The organism is Mucilaginibacter sediminis (assembly GCF_051903035.1).
In the GTDB taxonomy this organism is placed as follows: Bacteria; Bacteroidota; Bacteroidia; order Sphingobacteriales; family Sphingobacteriaceae; genus Mucilaginibacter.
In genome coordinates this window covers 3,901,830-3,923,140 of the sequence record NZ_CP170602.1, presented here as the reverse complement: position 1 = coordinate 3,923,140, position 21,311 = coordinate 3,901,830, and the positions used below count along the sequence as shown (strand labels likewise).

Genomic DNA, 21,311 nt, shown 5'->3' with positions numbered 1-21,311 from the left:
GTTGTTAATTTTTAAGTGGCGTATTTAACGTAACATAATCGTCATTAACATTATTGCCGCTTACCGCTATCATGTATAAACGGTAACTGTTGCTGTTTGGCGGTATATTAACATACACAATGGCGCCTTCGCCAACCTTATTCATGTTTGTGGCGGTACCAAGTGCATCAATTTTAACCAGGTACCATTCAAAACGCAGGTCGGTTTTTAAATAGGCAGCAATATTCCATTTATTATAAGCGTATATCAATGCGCTGTAAGGCAATGATGCGCCGGCATTGGTTGTTAAAGCAGGTTTCAAAATCCTTACAGGCGGCAAATTATTAACAGGTTCGGTACCATGCCAGGTTGTACTTATTTGATGAACATAGGGTTTATTACGGCCCCATACATCTTTTAAGCCATCAAAAGTGGTAATTGAGCCACTTTGCTGATCCTGCCAGCTGGCATAAAAAATGCCTCCCCGCGGCCATATAACATCTTTTAAACTTTTTGGATTGGCATTGCTGATAAAGTATGGGGCGCCAATACCGGCGGTAACGTATTTTAACGATCTCTTATCGTCTATAATAAGTCCAAAGGCATCTATAGCCGGTATTTGCGCGTGCAGTAAATTTACAGTTGCGGCCAATGCCGGTACCGATAACACATCAAAAGTTACGGGCCTGGCCGGATCGGCATGCTTTATGTTGGCAACTAATTGCTTTAGCCACTTAATATAGTGGTATTGCGCATAATATAATTGGGGTGCGCGATAAAACCGGTTTAACTGCTGATAGCTGCTATTGCTCAAATTCCAGGCGGTAATGCTGGCGTTATCTTTATTTTTGTTTACCGTTTTTAAAATAAGCCTGGCTATGTCATTTAAATTATTGGTATCATCAATAAAGTTCTGGGCATCGGGTATCCAAAAACCGTAATGAATTTTAAGCCCCTGCTGCGCGGCGGCATCAAAAGTAGAGCGATCGTAAATATTAGGCCCGTATATCTTTACAGTGTTTATGCCGGCCTTATGTATTTCTTCAAAATCATCGACGATTATTTTTTTTGTGAGTGGCGATATGTTTTTATACCAATAGTGTCCTTTAGTATAAATAACACCCTTAACGTCTGTGAAAAAATGCGGGTTTAACAACAAGTTTTTAACTTGAGCAAGCCCGCCCTTTTCAGTGTTAGCGCTATCAGCAGGTAACAGTGCAGGCCTGGCTACCGGCGCATATAATTTGTTTTGATTAACAATTTGCCATAGGCCCGCAGTATCGGTGCTGCTATTTTTTATAATGGAGTTTTCGCCGTTGTGCAGTCCTCCGTAGCCGGCACCGCCATTATCTGCCGCATTGTCTGCATTCTCGTTTGAAACATAAATGCTTATGCAAATAACAAGTACTGTGAGTATCAAGCTAACTTTTCTTACCCCGGTATATACCTTCCTTCTTAGTAACCAAAAATATTTTTTGCCTGTTTTTAGGTTACTTGCTATATTGAACATGGTGCTATGATTGCCCAAATACATTTGCAGCTTGAGCTCAGAACTGGCAATAAGCATAAATACCATAAACATGCAATTAAGCAAAGCAATCGCCGACATGAAAAAGGTAAAAGGGCTCCAGTCGGTATAAAGCCCGTAGGTAATAGCCGCCAATGAAACCACCATCACCACGATGTTGGGCAGGTTGTTTTTTAGATTTTTCTCATCTTTTACATCCTTTGGAGTAGGAATATACGGCACATTTTTACGAATAATGGTATAAACAAAACCCAATATAAAAATCCACCAGGTTCCAATAAGTAAAAGTCCGCCAACTGCATGAAATCCCCTTTCGTTATCCTCCATTACCCATTCCTGCACAAAATGTCGTATTAAAACAACTGAGGTAATAAACGGGACGCTGATAACCAAAAAATCCGAAAAATCTATTTTCAGCGGGTACACATTCATGAACAGCGATAATACCGGGATCAAAAAATTGATCAGGAAAATAAAGCCAGATAAATAGAAAAGTGGCAACAATCCGTAATGGATTTTTTGCCGCCAGGTAAACTTTGTAAACAGCTTAACGTAGGAAGTAACCAAAAGCTCAAACACCCCGCGCGACCATTTTATTTGCTGCTTGTAATAGGCCGATAATGTGGCAGGCACCAGGCCGCGGGCCAGTACCTGCGGCACGTAAACAGATTTCCATTGTTTGGCGTGCAGCTGCATAGCGGTATGCATATCTTCGGCCAGCCCTGCAGCATGCCCGCCAATTGATTCCAGCGCGGTACGCCTGAAGGTACAGTTGGCGCCAATAGCCTGTACGGTACCATAGCTGTTCATACACATCATCATGGGGCCGTAAAAATGGTAGGTTTGTTGTGCCGCACCCTTTGCTATCCAGCCAATATGTTGGTTGTAATATGCCTGTACTACCTGCACATACCCTATTTCTGGATTATCGAAATGAGATACGATGGGATCAAGGAATTCCGGGAAAGGTACGTGGTCAGGGTCAAGCACCAGGCACAATTCGCCGGATGATTGCGCCAAAGCATTGTTGATATTACCTGCCTTGGCATTCGTTTTTTTTACACGGGTAACATGGTGTACTCCGAGTTGCGCACAAACCTCCTTCAGGTACGGGTCGTTGGCTTCATCGCATAAATAGGTTTCATGGGGATAAGTTATATTTTGGATAGCAGTAAGGGTTTCCAAAATCATTTCGTAAGGTTCGCCGGCGCAAAATGTTGTAAAAATATCTACCGTATATTGCCTGGTTGCGGGTGGTGTAGCCGGCACCCTGATTGACCAATAGTGGTACCATTCATAAATTACTTTAAAAAAGGTGTAAACAAAAGTTACAATAAGCAGCCAGTAAAGTGGCTTATAACCAATAACAGATGTTTGGAGTAAGCTATACATGAAAAAAAACATGCAGGCCAGCCCTATCACTATCATCAGCCTTAAATTAACTAACTGTTTTTTTGAAGGTGGTTTTATGTTACTACTATTCATGGATTATTCAGCACGTAAAAAGGCGTATTCGCAGTTGCAAAATAACCGTTATTATTATAAACGTACACGTATAAACGGTACGGCCCCTCATTAACAGGCGTTTTAAACTTTACCGTCCGGCCGGTATTTTCAATAAATGAACCTTTGATATCTTTGGGCGGTTTTTCGCTAAAAATACCATTTGGCTTAAACCAATCCTCGGCAAGCAGCTGCCATTTATATCTCAGTTTAGCGGTATCCGTTCCATTCATATAAACCTTAGCATAACTTGTGGCTCCGGGGCCCAACAAAATGTTATCGTGCCCGCCTTTATCGTTCAACAGCATATATTTTACATCCGGTGCCTTAGCGGGGGGCTTTTTACCCGTCCATAAATACTGCATCACATCAACTGCTTCGGTTTGGGTGCCATGCTCGTCAAAAAAGCTAAACCAGGTTGGTGTAAGCTCCTGTTTTTGGCCCCAGTAAAAAACCATCGAACCTAAAAACCTTGGATCATTCACCGGCATATAGTTACGGTAGGTGGCTAAATATTGCTCGGCTTTTTTTGTGCTGGCATCTTCTACATAGGCGCCCCATGCATTTTGCTTGGCAGCTACCCAGGGCCCTTCGATAGACCATTCGGCTATTAAAAACGGCCCGCTCCAAAGCCATTTAAAATCCTGCAGATCCTGCTTTAAGGTTTGTATCGAGCCAAAAATATTGAAAGAGATGAAATCAATATTGGTACGATACCTTATATTAAAGATGTTTTGTTTTTGAAAGGTCATAACCGTTGTAGTTACGGGGTGCTGTGGGTCGTTCTGGTGAATGATATCAATCAGGTTGTTAAAAACAGTATAAAACCTGTTAAACCGGGGCCTCAAGGGGAATGTGAGCTCGTTACCCAGGCACCAGCATAAAAGGGCAGGGTGGTTTTTATATTTATTAATTACAGCGGTAATTTCTTTCGTAAAAACTGCAGCCTGCGGGGTATTGTAAAACTCATCCATCCGGAGGCTTGGGGGCATGGGCAAGCCCACTATTACCGCTAAATTGTTTGCCTGTGCCGAGTCTAAAATATTAGCCAGGTTCACAGTATCCCAAACCCTTATGGTATTGCCGCCTGCTTCTTTTAAACGTTTAAGATTGGTATAGCCAGCCGCCCCTTTTACCAAAAAAGGTTGGCCTTGGCGGTATAAAGTATACTTGCCGTTTTCATTTTTAATGTAAACTGTTTTACCGGCGTTATTAACGGGTTGCGCTTTATTACAGCCAAAGGACAAAAAACAGGATATTAAAATTAAATGAATGACGACTAATCTGAAAGAGTAAAATATCATAAATTTTAGGCCAATTCGCTTAAAAATAGAGTTTTGGTTAGTGATTAAGGTTGATTTTAGACGTTATATTTTTGAAACTAAACATACAGCTTTTTACGGGATTTAAACGTTTTATGTTGTGATTGGGTTTTGCCGGGCTAATGGTTACAAAAACTAAATACTGGCTGGTTTAATACAACAACCAATTTTTGATTTAAACAAGGCGCCCGCTAAGTGGTTATTCCGAAATAAATCACCCGGTTTTCATCCAAAATAGCTTAATTTTAAACATGATTTTCGTCCTCAATAAAACCAACACTATTGCCAACCAGTTTTTGGCCGAATTGCGCGATGCCGAAATACAGCAGGACAAAGCCCGCTTTAGGCGTAACCAGGAAAAACTTGGTCAAATTTTAGCTTATGAAATCAGCAAAACCCTGCATTATCAAACTAAGGAGGTACAAACACCCTTAGGCATAGCCAACATCAATACCCCTGCCGACCAGCCCGTGTTGGGTACCATCCTGAGGGCCGGGCTGCCATTTCATCAAGGTTTTATGCATTACTTTGACCAATCCGAGTCGGCATTTATAACCGCTTACCGCAAGGTAAAAAGGGGAGGCTCGTTCCTGATCCAGGTAGACCATATCTCGACCCCGAACCTTGACGACAAAATCCTGATCCTGTGCGATACCATGCTGGCTACCGGCCAAAGCCTGGTATCTGTTTGCAAGGAGCTGATGGCACAATATAACATTAAAGAGCTGCACATAGCCGCCGTAATTGCCAGCACCGTAGGCATAGCTCATGTACGCGCCAACCTGCCTAAAGCCAAACTATGGGTGTGTGCTATTGACGAGGAAATGACCAGCAAAGCCTATATTGTGCCCGGCCTTGGCGATGCGGGCGATTTGGCATTTGGCGAGAAGGTGTAGGCGGATTTCGAAATTTGGATTTTCGATATCGGATTTTTAATTTTTTACCAGATGGGCTAATCTCCATAAATTACATCCGCATTTTTTATAAATTAGTCTGTAGTTTAAATATTGTACAAATGCTGGACGATTTTCCGTTTTATTTATGCCTGGTAATTGTGATATTATTATTGATCATGCTGAGCAGGAAAATAAAAGTTGCCTATCCTGTTTTGCTGGTATTAGCCGGATTAGGGATTAGTTTTATCCCGGGCCTGCCTACATTGCATATCGAATCGGAACTGATCTTTATTTTGTTTTTACCTCCGCTGTTATATGACGCGGCATGGCATATTTCATGGAAAGAGCTTTGGCACTGGCGACGGATCATCGGAAGTTTTGCCTTCCTGGTTGTGTTTTTTACGGCATTGGCGGTTGCGTTGGTTGTTAATCATTTTATTCCCGGCTTTACACTGGCCCTGGGTTTTTTATTAGGCGCAATAGTGTCGCCGCCGGACGCGGTAAGCGTAGGGGCTATTTTAAAATTTGTAAAAGTACCCAAACGGCTATCTTATGTTTTGGAGGGCGAAAGCCTTTTAAATGATGCGTCCTCGCTCATTATTTTCCGCTTCGCACTGATAGCGGTAGCAACGGGCAGTTTTGTTTGGCACCAGGCTGCTTTAAGCTTTGTGTGGATGCTGGCGGGCGGTATAGGCATCGGCCTTATTGTTGGCTACGCATTTATGAAAACGCATAAATACCTGCCAACTGATACCAATACAGATATCGCATTATCGCTGTTAACGCCTTACATCATGTATATAGCTGCCGAGGCCGTGCATAGTTCGGGCGTGCTGGCTGTGGTGAGTGGCGGCCTGCTGCTATCCAACTACCGGCTACGTTACCTGAGCAGCAGTTCAAGGCTGGGTGGTTTAAACGTTTGGGACAGCCTTAGCTTTGTGCTCAACGGTTTGGTGTTTATGATCATAGGGCTCGATCTGCCCCAAATTACGGCCGGGCTCGAAAGTGTGTCTATTGCTACAGCTATTGGTTACGGTTTATTGGTAACCGGGGTTTTAATTGCCGGTCGCATTTTATCAGCCTTTTCCGCAGTGCTGGTTACCCTGGTAGCCCGGAATTTTATTACGGTTGCCGATCCGAGAAATCCTGGTTTTAAACTTCCTTTTTTGATTGGCTGGTCGGGCATGCGGGGCGTGGTGTCATTGGCATCCGCTTTATCGATACCGGTTTACATGGCCAACGGATCGGCTTTTCCGCAGCGGAACCTTATTTTGTTCATCACATTTGTAGTCATCTTAACCACCTTATTGCTGCAGGGCCTAACGTTGCCTTACCTGATCAGGAAACTGAATTTAACCGATCCCGATGAAGTGGCGCCCGATGAGGAAGTTTATAACGATATCAGGAAACAGCTAAACCAGCATGCGCTGCTGTACTTAAATTCAAACTGCTGCGAGCAAGTGAGCAGGCAGCCAATGCTTCAGCAAATGGCGCTTAAGTGGCAAAATAACGATCAATTAGCCGATGGTTTATTGATGACCGAAGAATCTAAATCCGTTTACCGCGATGTGCTGGACCTGCAAAGGAAATGGCTGATAAACAAGAACAAGGAAGATGTGAATATTGACGAAGAGATTATCCGGCGGCACCTCTTGTACCTTGACCTGGAAGAAGAAAAACTGCAATTTATTTAGGTCGGTTTTTCTATCATAACATAATCCCCGCTTAGCCCATTCATGGGCGATTGTTTGAATATTGTAACTTTTGGTTTGAATATTGTAACCCCTAACGTGTTCAATTGCTTAGCTTTATAGTATATTTCAACTTACTTCCAAATTAACCAATTATGGATAGTTTAACTATTACTATTAACGGAAAGCAGCAACAGGTGAATGCCGATCCTAACATGCCCCTGCTCTGGGTCATTCGTGATCTGTTAGGGCTCACCGGTACCAAATTTGGCTGTGGCGTAGCACAATGCGGCGCGTGTACTGTTCACCTGAATGGTGAAGCCGTACGTTCCTGTGTAACCAAAGTGAGCCGTGCGGCAGGCCAGCAGATAACCACCATCGAGGGACTTTCGAAGGGCAACGGCCACCCTTTGCAAATAGCATGGGCCCAACTGGATGTACCGCAATGCGGTTACTGCCAATCGGGGCAATTAATGTCGGCAGCGGTATTGCTGAGAGAAAACACTAACCCGACCGATCAGGACATCGATGACGCTATGTCGGGCAATATCTGCCGCTGTGGTACCTATCCGCGTATTAGGGCCGCCATACATAAAGCTGCTCAAATGCAGCGGGAAGGAGTAAAATCATGAACCGTCGCGCATTTTTACAATCGGGTACTATTCTGGGCGGAGGATTGCTTATTTCTTTTACCATACCACAAGCCAATAAGCTGGCAGCGATGGTAAAAACAACGGCCGACGCGGGTTTTGCACCCAATGCTTTTTTAAATATTGCAACAGATAACACTATAACCGTATACCTAAGCCATGTGGAAATGGGCCAGGGTATATGGACAACGCTACCAATGTTACTGGCCGACGAACTGGATGTAGACCTGGGGCAGGTAACTGTTAAACACAGTGGCGTTGGCAAGGCATATAATCATACCGTATATGGTATCCAGATAACCGGTGGCTCAAGCTCTACCTGGTCGGAGTTTGACAGGTACCGCAATGCAGGCGCAACCGCCCGGGTGTTGTTAACACAAGCGGCCGCCAAACGATCTGGCGTTGCGGTTGAAAACTGTAAAACCGAAAATGGACATGTTATTGCTGCCGGCAAAAAATATACCTACGGCGAACTGGCGGCAGAAGCCGCACTTTTGAAGGCACCCCAGCAGGTACCCTTACGGCCTAAAAAAGACTGGAAATACATAGGCAAAGGTGCCGGCCGTATGGATGCCATTGTAAAAACTAATGGTGAAGCCAAATTTGGCCTTGATATCCAGTTCCCGGGCTTATTAACCGCGGTTGTGGCACACGCGCCGGTTTTTGGCGGTAAAGTGAAATCGTTTGATGCCGGCAAAGCGATGGCGATACCCGGCGTAGTACAGGTAGTACAAATTCCAACAGGCGTTGCCGTAGTTGCCAATCATTTTTGGGCGGCGCAGCAGGGGCGCAAAGCTTTGCAGGTAACCTGGGATAATGGAGCCGGTGCAGATTTATTTACAACCAAACAAACAGAAGCATACAAAAAGCTGGCTGCTACCAACGGGTTGGCGGCCCAACAAAAAGGAGATGCCGCGGCTGGCTTAACCAAAGCAAGTAAAGTAATTTCGGCACAATACGTGTTTCCGTACCTGGCGCATGCTCCTATGGAACCCATGAATTGCACCGTAAACCTGCAAAAAGATAGCTGTGAAATATGGACCGGCACGCAGTTACCGGGTGTTGACCAGTTAGCAGCTGCCAAAATACTGGGGATGAAGCCCGAACAGGTAACAATGAGTGTTGCTTTCCTGGGTGGCGGCTTTGGCCGCCGGGCTACGCCAACTTCCGACTTTGTTTCTGAAGCTGTTCATATTGCCAAAGCCAGCGGTAAGCCAGTAAAAATGGTGTGGACACGTGAAGATGATATGAAAGGCGGCTATTACCGCGGGGCTTGTGTGCACGATGTTTCGGTGGGATTGAATGAGCAGGGGCTGCCTGTAGCCTGGAAGCATAATATAGCAGGGCAATCTATTATGGCTGGTGCTCCAATGTTTGGCCCCCCTCCGGCTGTTGATGATACCTCTGTAGAGGGCGTAAAAGGTTCGCCTTATCTTACTACTGTACCTGATCATTTTATAGGGCTGCATACCACCAAAGAGGTAGTGCCTATCCTGTGGTTCCGTTCTGTAGGAAATACCCACACCGGCTACGTAATGGAAGCCATGCTTGACGAACTGGCACATGCTGCTGGCCGCGACGCGGTAGATTACCGCCGGGCGCTGCTTAAAGATCATCCACGCCACCTGGCGGCGCTCAATTTGGTTGCCGATAAAGGCGGCTGGGAAAAACCGGCACCCCAGGGACGGCATAAAGGCGTTGCCGTACACGAAGCTTTTGGCAGCTATGTAGCCATTATTGCCGAGGTTAGTATTAATAATGGCCAGGTGCGTGTGCATAAAATTGATTGCGCTATAGATTGTGGTTTGGCCGTTAACCCCGATGGCGTGAAAGCGCAGATGGAGAGTGGTATCATCTTTGGCCTCACCATGGCCTTATATGGCGAAATAACGCTGGAAAACGGCAAAGTACAGCAAAGTAATTTTTATGACTACCGCATTGCCCGGATGAACGAGTCGCCGGAGATTAACGTGTTTATTGCAGACAGTAATGAGAAAATGGGAGGTGCCGGCGAGTGCGCAGTGCCGCCAACGGCGCCCGCTATTGTCAATGCTATTTTTGCTGCTACCGGTAAACGGATATATAATTTGCCTATCATGAACCATAAATTAACTCAGGCATGAAAAAACTAATTTTCATCAGCATTACTTTATTTATCGCAGGCTCAATAGTATTATCCTTTAAGGCCGATGATGCTAAACCGGTCAGCGAGCCGGTGGTTATCAAAGATAGCATTGCCTCTGTTAAAGCCTTTAAGCAGGTATATACCGTATTAATAAGCGCTCGCTGCATGAATTGCCATCCCTCGGGAAACATTCCGCTACAGGGCGATGATAATCATCTGCACACCATGTCGCCCCAAAGGGGAGTTGATGGTAAGGGCGTTTATGCCATGAAATGTTCCAATTGTCATCAGCCAACCAATACACCCGGGCTGCATACGCCGCCGGGCAATCCCAACTGGCATTTACCACCTGCAGATATGATGATGGTTTTCCAGGGCAGAACGCCGCGCCAACTGGCTAAACAACTTATAAACCCCAGGCAAAACGGCCATAAAGACCTGAAAAAACTGATTGCCCATGCTGATGATGGCTTAGTACTATCTGGCTGGAACCCTGGCGAAGGCCGTACGCTGCCACCTATGAGTCATGCTGCATTCAAAAAAGCGTGGATAACATGGCTTACAACAGGCGCTTACGCGCCTGCTAAATAACTTATGTTTAATTTAATAATTGCCTGTGTTGATGTGGTCATCAGCATGGGCAATATCATTAAGCAGCAATAACCCACATTGCCAAATTTAATCGCCTTTTTCCGAATTAGACGACAGCACCAGGAACCGGCCGTAGTTTTGGTTAAATAATTAGGCACAATTAAATACCAGGGTTACAATGTCTAATTTATAAGCGTGAAGCCATATCCCCGGTGCCGCGCATTATCTGATATTATGTGTACACCTGTTTTGCCGGGCTTAATAGCATTAGGGGAACTGCCTTGGGTATCAACCATAGTTATCATGGTTTTTTAGCAGTTAAATAGGGATATGATAGCTTTTGCAGTACTAAATATATCGCCTTGCAATTTCTTTTGCCGAAATTTAGCGCGACTATGTTTAAACTGCTTGTAAATTAAATAATTAGCAAGTTAAATAAAGGCATGCTTTTAATGTTATATGAAACCATTTGGCATGAAAAGCGTATAAACAGAAACAAAACAATCTTAAAATAATCCTTTGGGCCATTTGGGATTGATGATAAATATTAAACGATGGGGGTGATCAATAACAAATGATAGCATACCAGACGGTAGAATTGCTGAGATTAAATTTCCGAACCGAATTAATAATCCAACCACAATCAAAAGTATTATTTTACTGAAGCAGCGCTTTTGTTTTGACTTATAAGGTTTACGATATTAATAAAAAATGATCTGCAGTAAAAGTATCAACACAACAAAATGAGGCGAATTTTTCTTTTTATTTCGTGTTTATGCCAGCTTTTTCCCGGATTGTGTTATTCGCAAACACGCGATCTTAAATTTAAACAACTTAGTACAAACGAAGGCCTTTCCCAAAGCCATGTAGTAACCATCATTAAAGATAGCCGTGGCTTTATGTGGTTCGGGACCGAAGATGGCCTTAATAAATACGATGGTTATAAATTTACCCATTATAAGCACGACCAGAATAACAAAGCAACCATCATTGACAATTATGTACTATCTATAATGGAAGACGGTTCCCATAATTTATGGATTGGGACCGAAAGCGGGCTTGAAAGATTTGACCGCGCTACAAACACGTTTATTCATTATTCCGATCATTCAACTTTCTCCGTAAGGTCTGTTTTTTTGGATAGCAAAAAGAGGATATGGCTGGGTACCAGTAAGGGTTTATATTTATTTAATGCTGCAAATGGTTCATTTAAAAAAATTACGTACACAGGCAAAAATACAAGCGGTTTAATTAACGGGTTTATATACCAGGTTACCGAAGATAATAATGGCTGGTTATGGATAGGAACTGATGATGGCCTGTGTCATTTTAATCCCCAAAACGGTGAGTTTATCCGTTATGTTCATGATGCTGCAAACAACAACAGTATTGGCGCCAGTTGGATAAAAGCAGTATATAAAGATAGCAAGGGTAATATTTGGGTGGGTACTCATGGCGGCGGGCTGGCATTGTATAATAATAAAAACGATTCGTTTATAAATTTTAAACACGACCCTAATAATAGTAACAGTATTTGCCATAATGATATTCTTTCGATGCTGGAAAGCGATGGGAAATTGTGGATAGGAACCGAAAATGGAGGCATAAGCGTGCTCGATTATCCGGCCAACAAGTTTGTTTGTTACAAATTTGATGCAAATGATCATTACAGCCTTAGCAGTAACTCTGTTTACTGTTTATATAAGGATGATGCGGGAAACACCTGGATAGGCACTTATTCGGGCGGAGTTGATTTTTTACCGGGGTTGGGCAACAAATTCAATTCATACAGCCAAAACCCAAACAACCCAAATAGTTTAAGCAACAATAATGTGCTGGCCATATCCGGCGATGATACCGACGAAAATATTTGGATTGGCACCGATGGAGGTGGCCTGAATTTATTTAACCGGAGGAAAAAGACCTTTGTTCATTACCTGCATAATGATAATAATACCAACACTATAAGCAATAATTATCCAATGGCTATAGTGCCGTTAGATAAAAATCTTATTGCCATTGGTTACCATATTGGCGGGCTCGACTTGTTTGATAAAAAAAAGGGGACTTTTATACATCATATGCCCCAGGCAAATAATATGCGCAGCCTTTCCCTTTCAGATATTAACAATATGTATAAAGACCATGATGGCAACATATGGTTAGGTACCTGGAAAGGGGGGCTTAATTATTTTAATGTAAAAACCGGCCTCTTTACCCGATATAGGAACAATCCGCTTGATGATAACAGCGTAGGCAGCGATATTGTTACTACCGTATACCAGGATAAACAGGGCAATATGTGGATAGGTACCGATAATGGCCTGGATATATTAAACCCTAAAACCGGCCGTTTTACACATTACAGGCACGATGAGGGAAAGAAACACAGCTTATCAAACAACACTGTCGAGTCGATTACCCAGACTGCTGACGGTGATATGTGGATAGGTACAAACGGCGGCGGGCTTAACCTTTTTAACAAGCGTAGCCAAACATTTACGATATATACCGAAAGGGAGGGCTTGCCGAATAATGTGATTTACACTATTTTGAAAGATCATAAGGGAAACTTTTGGCTAAGCACCAACAAAGGGATTGCCAGGTTTAATCCAAAAACTAAAGTCGTCAGAAACTATGGCATTTCTGACGGGTTGCAGGGAGATGAGTTTAAAAGCCACTCTGCTTTTCAAACTGCAGACGGAGAGTTTTTTTTTGGTGGCGTAAACGGATTCAGCACTTTTTATCCTGATAGTTTAAAAGATAATGACTTTATTCCTCCTGTTTATATAACCGGGCTGCAGATTTTTAACAAACCTGTTATCCCTGGCGATAAAAACTCACCGCTTCAAAAAGATATCAGTGAGACAAGCGCTATAAACCTTTCCTATAAACACTCGGTACTTACATTTGAATTTGCGGCGCTGAATTATACCATTCCCGAAAAAAATCAATATGCTTATAAGCTGGATAACTTTGATAAGGACTGGAACTACGTTGGCACTAAGCGGACAGCCACTTATACAAACCTTGATCCGGGTACATATACATTCAGGGTTAAGGCATCAAACAACGACGGAAAATGGAATAACAAAGGCACAGCCATTACTATTTATATTGCGCCTCCTTTTTGGCTCACCTGGTGGTTTAAGTTAATTGTGGCTTTAGCTTTTATTATTAGCGGACCAGCATTTTATATAATTCGAACCCGTTCTATATTAAATCAAAAGGCCGAGCTTGAGCGCCAGGTAAAAGAACGTACCGAGCAGCTGGCGCGGGCAATAGAGGTGGAGAAAAAATCGGCCCTTGAAGCCGAGGAGGCCAATAAGGCTAAAAGTATATTTTTGGCTACCATGAGTCACGAAATCCGGACGCCTATGAACGGGGTGATCGGGATGGCTTCCTTACTTGCCGAAACACCTTTGGACGACGAGCAGCGGACTTTTACCGAATCGATACAAACCTGTGGCGAAGATTTGCTGGCGGTTATCAACGATATTTTAGATTTTTCTAAAATAGAATCGGGTAATATGGAGCTTGAGGAAAAAGATTTTAGCCTGCGTACCTGTATTGAGGAAGTTTTTGACGTTTTTGCTTTAAAGGCCGCCCACTTAAAGCTCGACCTGGTTTACCAGATTGACTATGATGTACCGGCTCAAATTATTGGCGATAGTTTAAGGCTTCGGCAAATCCTGATTAACCTGATAAGTAACGCTATCAAGTTTACCAAAAAGGGCGAAATTTATGTTGCTGTACATTTGCTTGGTACTTCAGAAGATAATGATATCGAATTAAGTTTTGAGATAAAAGATACCGGCATTGGTATTTCTGCCGATAAGCTTCACCGGTTATTTAAAGCGTTTTCCCAGGTTGATTCTTCAACCACCCGTCAGTACGGAGGTACCGGCCTTGGGCTGGTTATAAGTGAGCAGCTGGTGAAGTTAATGGGCGGTAAAATTAGTGTGGAGAGTGAAATTGATAAAGGGAGTACTTTCAGGTTTAATATTCATACGCAAAGGAGTTTACTGCAAGATGCCGTGCAAATAAACCATAGTATGAATGGTTTTGAAAAAAGCGAGATTTTGATTGTTGACGATAACGATACCAATTGCCGGATTTTAAAAGGCCAGCTGGAGCAGTGGCAGCTAAGCCCTGTAGTAGCAAATTCAGGCGAGCAGGCGCTTGACATCTTGTCGCGTCCCCATAATTTTAAGCTGGTTATTACCGATATGCAAATGCCGTTTATGGACGGAATTGAGTTGGCCAATTTAATAAGGGCCAAATTTCCAGATTTACCAATAATGCTTTTAAGTTCGATAAGTTATATTTTCCATAAGGATAATCCGGGTCTTTTTTGTTCCATATTAACTAAACCCGCCAAGCAAAACAATTTATATAAACACATCATAAAAGAGCTTGCCAGGCATGTAAATTCAACCAGTAACGAACCACTGCCGGCCGATATCGCCAAACATAAACTGTCAGATAATTTCTCGGAAAGGTACCCATTGCATATTTTGGTTGCCGAAGACAACCAGATGAATCAGAAATTAATTATGAAGGTTTTGAGTAAACTGGGATATGAAGCCGATTTGGCGGCCGATGGCCTGGAAGCCCTCGATTTGGTTAATAAGAAAACATTCGATGTGATTTTGATGGACGTACAAATGCCCAAAATGGATGGCCTGGAAGCCACGCGAATAATAAAAAAACGTTTCCCCGAACGTCCTTTTATTATCGCGATGACAGCCAACGCGCTGCAAACCGACCTGCAAATTTGTATAGACGCCGGTATGGACGACTATATAAGCAAGCCATTTAAACTGGATGATTTGGTGAATAAGCTGGAAAAATGGGCTTTGAAGGATAGTGTAGATATTAAGCCAGGCAAGTTTTGAATGGCTTAATATTGAATGATTTGCGGGATGTGGTAATTGGCAATTAATAACATTCCAAATAGTTCCGGGTTGTTATGCCGGGTTGCCTGCCGGGGTAAGTTTTAGCCGGCATTCGAAGCCGATGCCACAGTAAAACGATACATATAAAGATTAACCTCATCGCTCCCCCTCCTCAAACATTTAATTTTTATTCCCCCATAATACCACGTACTATTGTAAACCAATATAACCCGTTTATGAAACCAATTTTTAAAATAGCCAGGGCTTTTGTGTTGTTGCTGTTAAGCCAGGCATGTTTTGGGCAGGCTACCACCAATGTACTGCCCGACTGGGCTTTTGGCGGTTTTGCACGCCCGGCAAAGTTGAACCCTATTATATCGCCCGATACCAGCCTCACGTTTATTGACCCGATGAGTAAAAAGCCGGTGGCCTGGGAGGCTAACGATACTTTTAACCCTGGTGCAGCCGTTAAAAATGGCAAGGTGGTAGTTTTATACCGGGCCGAAGACAAGTTTGGTATTGGCATTGGTTTCCGCACATCGCGGCTGGGTTATGCCGAAAGCAGCGACGGCTTGCATTTTACAAGGCGAAAAGCCCCCGTGCTTTACCCTGCTAACGACGCTGCCAAACCCTACGAATGGCCCGGGGGCTGTGAAGACCCGCGGGTGGCCGTTACTGCCGGTGGTACATACGTTGTGTTTTATACCGAATGGAACCGTAAACTGCCCCGCCTGGGCGTAGCTACCTCAACCGACCTGATTCACTGGAAAAAGCACGGGCCTATTTTCGAACAGGCTTATCGTGGCCAATTTTTTAACATCGCCAGTAAATCGGCATCAATACTCACCAAGGTGGTGAATGGCAAACAGGTGATCATTAAAATCAATGGGAAATACTGGCTGTATTGGGGCGAGCAGCATGTGTACGCCGCAACATCAACCAATTTGGTTGACTGGGCGCCGGTGGTGGATAAGAACATGGAATTGAAACAACTGATATCGCCACGCCCCGGCTATTTTGACAGCGATCTTACCGAGTGCGGCCCGCCCGCGTTGATGACCGATAAGGGAATCATATTGTTTTATAACGGCAAAAACAAACCAGCAGAAGGCAGGGATACCAGGTTTAACCCCAATTCGTACTGCGCGGGGCAGGCTTTGTTTGATAGTAAAGACCCGGCTAAAAATATTACCAGGCTTGATCTGCCTTTTTTGCGGCCGATGGAGCCATTTGAAAAAAGCGGGCAATACGTTAACGGAACAGTGTTTATTGAGGGGATGGTTTACTTTAAAAAGAAATGGTATCTGTACTACGGCTGCGCCGATTCGAGGGTAGGGGTAGCGGTTTATGATCCGGCCAATCCGGCTAAGCCCGATCCGGTTGGGGGGAATTAGGGCTAAGTCTTAAGTTCTAAGTCGAAAGTCAATTTATTCTTTTTTGATGTAGAACTTGAGGATTTCGACGAAAGGAGGTCTGTCTAATAGTATTAAATGTATAATCAAAAATTAAGCTAATTCTTTTTGACTTAGAACTTAAGGCTTTAGACTTAAGACTAAAAATTTAAGGGCGCATACTTGCTAAGCACATAAGTGTGCACCCTTAAACACACAGACCAAGGGATGATCTGCCTGCGCAAAGAGGTCGTTATAAAGTTCTTCTTAAAATGAGAACGGCCCGTGGCTGCTGCCGAACGGGAACTTATTAACCCGCCCATACGAATGGTCGCAACGCGTGTGATCGCGGTACATTTTGGGGTTAAGACTTTGGCAGGGTACTGATTCAGATTTTGTAGCTTCAGCTTTCTCTGGCTGATTAACTACAGTAACATTTTTCTTCATGACGACTTCTCCTGATATTTTGGTTTATTTGAAATTGGTAGTACCAAGTTAAGCAGAAAATTGCTCATTTACAATAGGGTTAGGTAGAAAAAATAGTATTAAATAATATGGCTTGCGGGAGGAGAGACTCCAATCCACAATAAACAGACAGTACTCACTTAACAGGGTTTTCCAACAGCCATTGAAGAAAGTAATCGTTAATGATAGAATCGATATCGCTGGTGCCAGTAGATGTAAAATACCATTGAACGCCATCATTAAGTAGCTCCTCCTCCTTAGCGTAATAAAGATGAGTAAAGTGCTCAAGATATGATCCCTCGTCGAGTTCGAAATAGATATCATACAAAATCTTTAACACCTTTATCGGTGGCATAATCCCATCTAATGATAGCAAGATTAAATAGCTTACATAATTCCTGATTATTTGGTGCTTGTCTGTATAATCAAGGTTTAATTCATCTAAAGCTTTAGTAGTTAAGAGCTGCAATTCAAAATGACTATCATGAACGCTTGCACCGGCCAGTTCCACCAGGTGTTCTGTATCAAACCCCGCCATTAACATATCAACTGCCCATCTGATCCAGATTTCGTCAATATTTCTGTTTAGAACTTTATAAGCCAATATTTCGGTAGTTGATGGGATAGGTTTCATCATAAATAAAATTAGCGCTGGCCCGTGAAACGAACCAACGCAGGTTTAGGAATTAATTTATTAATAATTGTACAGGATATGCATCAATCCTCCGGCTTCTCCCTTGCATCTGCCATCCTCACAATCCTTGGCTCAAACTTGGCCAGTACTTCAACCAGGTCGCTTTGGGCGGCCATTACGGTGTGGATATCCTTGTAGGCCATCGGAGCTTCGTCCATATCGCTCCCCATCAGGGTGATGCGTTTATCAATTAGGTTGGCGGCAATGGCTGCTTTATCAAGCGTTTTAAAAGCGGCGCTCCGGCTCATTAACCGGCCCGCACCGTGCGATGCCGAGTTGATGCTGGCCGCATCGCCTTTGCCACGTACCACAAAGCCTGGCGTACTCATAGATCCGGGAATGATACCCAACACACCTTCGCCTGCCGGGGTTGCCCCTTTACGGTGAACCATTACTTCGGTGCCATCGGCCAGCTGTTCTTTCCAGGCAAAATTATGGTGGTTTTCAATTATCATAACGGGTTGCCGGTTAAGCGCGCGGGCTATTTTGTTATGTATCTCGTGGTGATTGGCGCTGGCATACTCGCCGGCCAGGTTCATGGCAATCCAGTACTCCTGCCCCTCATCCTTATCCAGGTCCAGCCAGGCCAGGTGTTTGGCTTCGGCCGGCAGCCTGGTTTTGTTCATGGCTATTTTAGAGTAATGATTGGCCACGCTACCCCCAAAGCCCCGCGAACCGGAGTGCGACAACAAAGCCAGGTAATTACCGGCAGGTATCCCGTCCAAAACACCATCGGCAATGCTTAGTTCGCCCCACTCCACAAAATGATTACCTGTTCCGCTGGTACCCAACTGCGCGTAAGCCTTGTTTTTTAACGAACGGATCACCCTGGTTTCGCCCCAGGTATTGCTATCGAATAATGAGCTATCAAAATGCGATTTTGTAGTACATCCCATACCAAAAAAAGTATGGTCGCCCAGCATGGTTTTCAGTTTATCCGTTTCGGTATCTATCATTTGCGCGGGCAAATCAAAAATGCTCAGGCACATCCGGCAGGCAATATCCACACCCACCGCGAAGGGTATAATGGTATTGGCTGTTGTAGCCAGTACACCGCCAATAGGCAGGCCATAGCCCTGATGGGCATCGGGCATTAAAGCGCCTGCAACAGCAACCGGCAACTGCACAGCCGAACGCATTTGGGCCATCGCGCCTGCATGAATATGCTCTGCTCCCCAAACCGGGAAATCGGTAATTTCCTTTTTTAGCTTAAACTCGTCTTGTAGCTGTTTTAAAAAACGGCCCTCTTTACGTAAAGCGATAACATTTTCGGCAAGGTTTTTAAACTTGCCATCGTTGTTAAACAGGTAGGGTGCCGGGTCGTTAATTAAAGCTTCCAGGTTGGCCAGTATATCCGATTTGCTCATTACCTCGTTTTTCAATAAGCCCGATGCCACACGGCCAAAGCTTACCAATATATCCACGTCGTTAATACCGAGGTCCTTTAAGTTGTTGTTGCTGATCTTTTCTTTTTCCATGATCATTGTTATCTTGTTGATGATACAAAATAAAACAGCCACTGCGCAGTCTTTTTGCGCAGTAAAAATAATTTATTATTTTAACGGTCTAAATAAACTTATCGCAATGGATCAACCTACAACACCCCCAGTTACCACGGTACAATTTTGTAAATTAAGAATTGAGAATAAGTTGTTTTACAGTAGCGAACAAGATGTAGTGATTGATTTCGGATTAAAAGATAATCCCGTTTTTAAGGAAAACGATGCCATAATACAAGCTACATTAAAAGTGACAGAATACTACACCCTGGTAGATGCCTTAAACTACATGTCGTCAATAGGGTGGGAGGTGGTATTAGCCATACCTGTTCCCTTGCACAAGGGATCTTTAAATGTTGAATTCATTATGAAAATGCAGTTTAACACGCCAAACTAAATAGTATGCCTGTAAACCGCAATGCCCTTATCCGCTACCGTACTATTGACAATTGCCTGCAAAACCGCTATAAAAAATGGACGCTTGACGATTTAATTGATGCCTGCTCGGATGCCTTATACGAATTTGAAGGCATTGATAAAGGCGTAAGCCGCCGATCAGTACAGGCTGATATCGAGATGATGCGCAGCAATAAGCTGGGCTATGAGGCACCAATTATTGTAGTTGATAAAAAGTACTACACCTATGCCGATAAAAACTACAGCATTACCAACAGCCCCATTAACCAGCAGGATTTAAAAGTTTTGAGTGAGGTATCAAGCCTGCTAAAACAATTTAAAGGCTTTAACCACTTTACCGATCTGAACGAAATGGTGAGCAAGCTGGAGGATAAAATCTATTCGCAAAAAACACACAGCACACCGGTTATCGATTTTGAAAAAAACGACAACCTGAAGGGGCTGGAGTATATCGAGGTTATCCGTAAGGCCATCGTAGCTAAAAAAACCATGTGCATTACCTACCAATCGTTCAAAGCGCGCGAGGCTAACACCTTTTGCTTTAGCGGGTACCTATTAAAAGAGTACCGCAACCGCTGGTTTGTATTGGGCATGCCACATAAAAGAAATGCCCAAATGTTAAACCTGGCACTCGATAGGATTCAAACCATAGAAGAGCATTCCGATGAGTACCGCGAAAATAAATCGATAGATTTTGGCACTTATTATAGTGATGTTATCGGTGTAACCAAATCGCCGGGACAGCGCGATACACAGGTTGTGTTCTGGATTGATGATGCCAACGCACCCTACGTGATTACCAAGCCCCTGCACCATACTCAAAAAGTAGTGAGCGAAGAGAACGGCGGCAAAGTTTTTACTATCCGCGTAATCATGAATTTTGAGCTGGAACGCGAACTGCTGGGTTTCGGCCCCAAAATAAAGGTATTAGGACCCAGGATTTTGGTTAAACAGATGAAGATATTATTGCAAAAATCGCTCAACAGATATGAAGTTCCCTCGGCTATACAGGTTAGTTCGGAAGAATAAAGGGCAATGTTCAGTTGTAAAAGTTTTCCTCCGGTTTGTATCCCTTTCCATCGGTTTGTGTCCTTACAAACCACTATTCCAATGGCAGTTTGTTCGGACTGGGCAACCGGACTATATATTGGGAAGATGCCTGTGAGGACACAGTTTTCGGGAAAACATTTTGACCTTTTGCCCATTACCTTTAGCCTTTCCCCTTTCCTCCCCGCTTCTTCGATGCCTTAGCTACCTTATTAAACTCCAAAGCCAAACCTATCCAATAGTCAAATTTTTTATTGGAGCCAATGTCGTCTCCATCAACCCAAACATAATCCTTCATTACCCGGCCGCCGTTTATCATCTGGCGGCAATCGCCATTTTCCAGTTCAACAGCTGCCTGGTTTTGGCCAATGCGGAAAAGCAGGCCGTTATCGCGTACACAAACGCACATCTTGTCATCAACCATAAAGCACAATCCCTGGAACATTTTTATCTCGTCAATTTTAGGCTGTTCGCTTAGCGCTTCGCGCACGCGGTTGGTTAATTGTTCGTCGTAAGCCATGTGGTGTTAAGTTAATAGTACTAAGTCTTGAGTTAAAAGTCAATTTATTCTTTTTTGCTGAGAGCTTAAGACTTTCGACTAAAACTATCGTAATT

General features: G+C 43.6%; 14 protein-coding genes. 9 read left to right on the top strand and 5 right to left on the bottom strand.

The window, feature by feature from the left end; genetic code table 11:
- Positions 1-4: 4 nt before the first annotated feature.
- A complete protein-coding gene (locus tag ACFGVS_RS15980; RefSeq protein WP_439694697.1) occupies positions 5-2,992 on the bottom strand; it encodes a glycosyltransferase family 2 protein in 2,988 nt (995 codons plus the stop codon).
- On the bottom strand, positions 2,989-4,257 hold the full coding sequence (locus ACFGVS_RS15975) for a glycoside hydrolase family 2 TIM barrel-domain containing protein (RefSeq protein WP_439694696.1): 1,269 nt from the start codon (positions 4,255-4,257) through the stop codon (positions 2,989-2,991). Before ACFGVS_RS15975 ends, ACFGVS_RS15980 begins: the two co-directional genes overlap by 4 nt.
- A gap of 326 nt (positions 4,258-4,583) precedes the next feature.
- Between ACFGVS_RS15975 and upp the strand changes: the two genes are divergently transcribed.
- From upp to ACFGVS_RS15940, 7 genes are all read left to right on the top strand, one after another.
- The gene (gene upp / locus ACFGVS_RS15970) at positions 4,584-5,228 is read left to right on the top strand and encodes a uracil phosphoribosyltransferase (RefSeq protein ID WP_439694695.1); all 645 of its coding nucleotides are present in this window, start codon (positions 4,584-4,586) and stop codon (positions 5,226-5,228) included.
- A gap of 119 nt (positions 5,229-5,347) precedes the next feature.
- Complete coding sequence (locus ACFGVS_RS15965; protein ID WP_439694694.1) at positions 5,348-6,922, top strand: Na+/H+ antiporter; 1,575 nt, start codon at positions 5,348-5,350, stop codon at positions 6,920-6,922.
- Positions 6,923-7,074: 152 nt separating this feature from the next.
- Positions 7,075-7,551, top strand: coding sequence for a (2Fe-2S)-binding protein (locus ACFGVS_RS15960; protein ID WP_439694693.1), 477 nt, complete (start codon positions 7,075-7,077; stop codon positions 7,549-7,551).
- A complete protein-coding gene (locus tag ACFGVS_RS15955; protein ID WP_439694692.1) occupies positions 7,548-9,692 on the top strand; it encodes a molybdopterin cofactor-binding domain-containing protein in 2,145 nt (714 codons plus the stop codon). Before ACFGVS_RS15960 ends, ACFGVS_RS15955 begins: the two co-directional genes overlap by 4 nt.
- A complete protein-coding gene (locus tag ACFGVS_RS15950) occupies positions 9,689-10,285 on the top strand; it encodes a hypothetical protein (RefSeq protein WP_439694691.1) in 597 nt (198 codons plus the stop codon). Before ACFGVS_RS15955 ends, ACFGVS_RS15950 begins: the two co-directional genes overlap by 4 nt.
- Positions 10,286-11,028: 743 nt before the next feature.
- Positions 11,029-15,183, top strand: coding sequence for a two-component regulator propeller domain-containing protein (locus ACFGVS_RS15945; protein ID WP_439694690.1), 4,155 nt, complete (start codon positions 11,029-11,031; stop codon positions 15,181-15,183).
- A gap of 236 nt (positions 15,184-15,419) precedes the next feature.
- A complete protein-coding gene (locus ACFGVS_RS15940) occupies positions 15,420-16,577 on the top strand; it encodes a glycoside hydrolase family 130 protein (protein WP_439694689.1) in 1,158 nt (385 codons plus the stop codon).
- A 598-nt stretch (positions 16,578-17,175) separates the two neighbouring features.
- On the opposite strand, the gene ACFGVS_RS15935 is transcribed toward ACFGVS_RS15940, so the two are convergent.
- Together ACFGVS_RS15935 and ACFGVS_RS15930 are read right to left on the bottom strand one after the other, a co-directional pair.
- On the bottom strand, positions 17,176-17,676 hold the full coding sequence (locus ACFGVS_RS15935; RefSeq protein ID WP_439694688.1) for a hypothetical protein: 501 nt from the start codon (positions 17,674-17,676) through the stop codon (positions 17,176-17,178).
- 80 nt (positions 17,677-17,756) lie between these two features.
- Positions 17,757-19,211, bottom strand: a complete 1,455-nt coding sequence (locus ACFGVS_RS15930; RefSeq protein WP_439694687.1) for an RtcB family protein — start codon at positions 19,209-19,211, stop codon at positions 17,757-17,759.
- Between the two features lie 106 nt (positions 19,212-19,317).
- On the opposite strand from ACFGVS_RS15930, the gene ACFGVS_RS15925 reads away from it, so the two are divergent.
- Positions 19,318-19,629: a hypothetical protein gene (locus tag ACFGVS_RS15925; RefSeq protein ID WP_274211527.1), complete on the top strand. Its 312-nt coding sequence runs from the start codon at positions 19,318-19,320 to the stop codon at positions 19,627-19,629.
- 5 nt (positions 19,630-19,634) lie between these two features.
- Positions 19,635-20,678 (top strand): helix-turn-helix transcriptional regulator, encoded by a 1,044-nt coding sequence (locus tag ACFGVS_RS15920; RefSeq protein ID WP_274211528.1) that lies wholly within the window; start codon positions 19,635-19,637, stop codon positions 20,676-20,678.
- Positions 20,679-20,859: 181 nt separating this feature from the next.
- Here ACFGVS_RS15920 and ACFGVS_RS15915 read toward each other — a convergent pair whose 3' ends face one another.
- On the bottom strand, positions 20,860-21,216 hold the full coding sequence (locus tag ACFGVS_RS15915; protein ID WP_274211529.1) for a TfoX/Sxy family protein: 357 nt from the start codon (positions 21,214-21,216) through the stop codon (positions 20,860-20,862).
- Positions 21,217-21,311 lie beyond the last annotated feature (95 nt).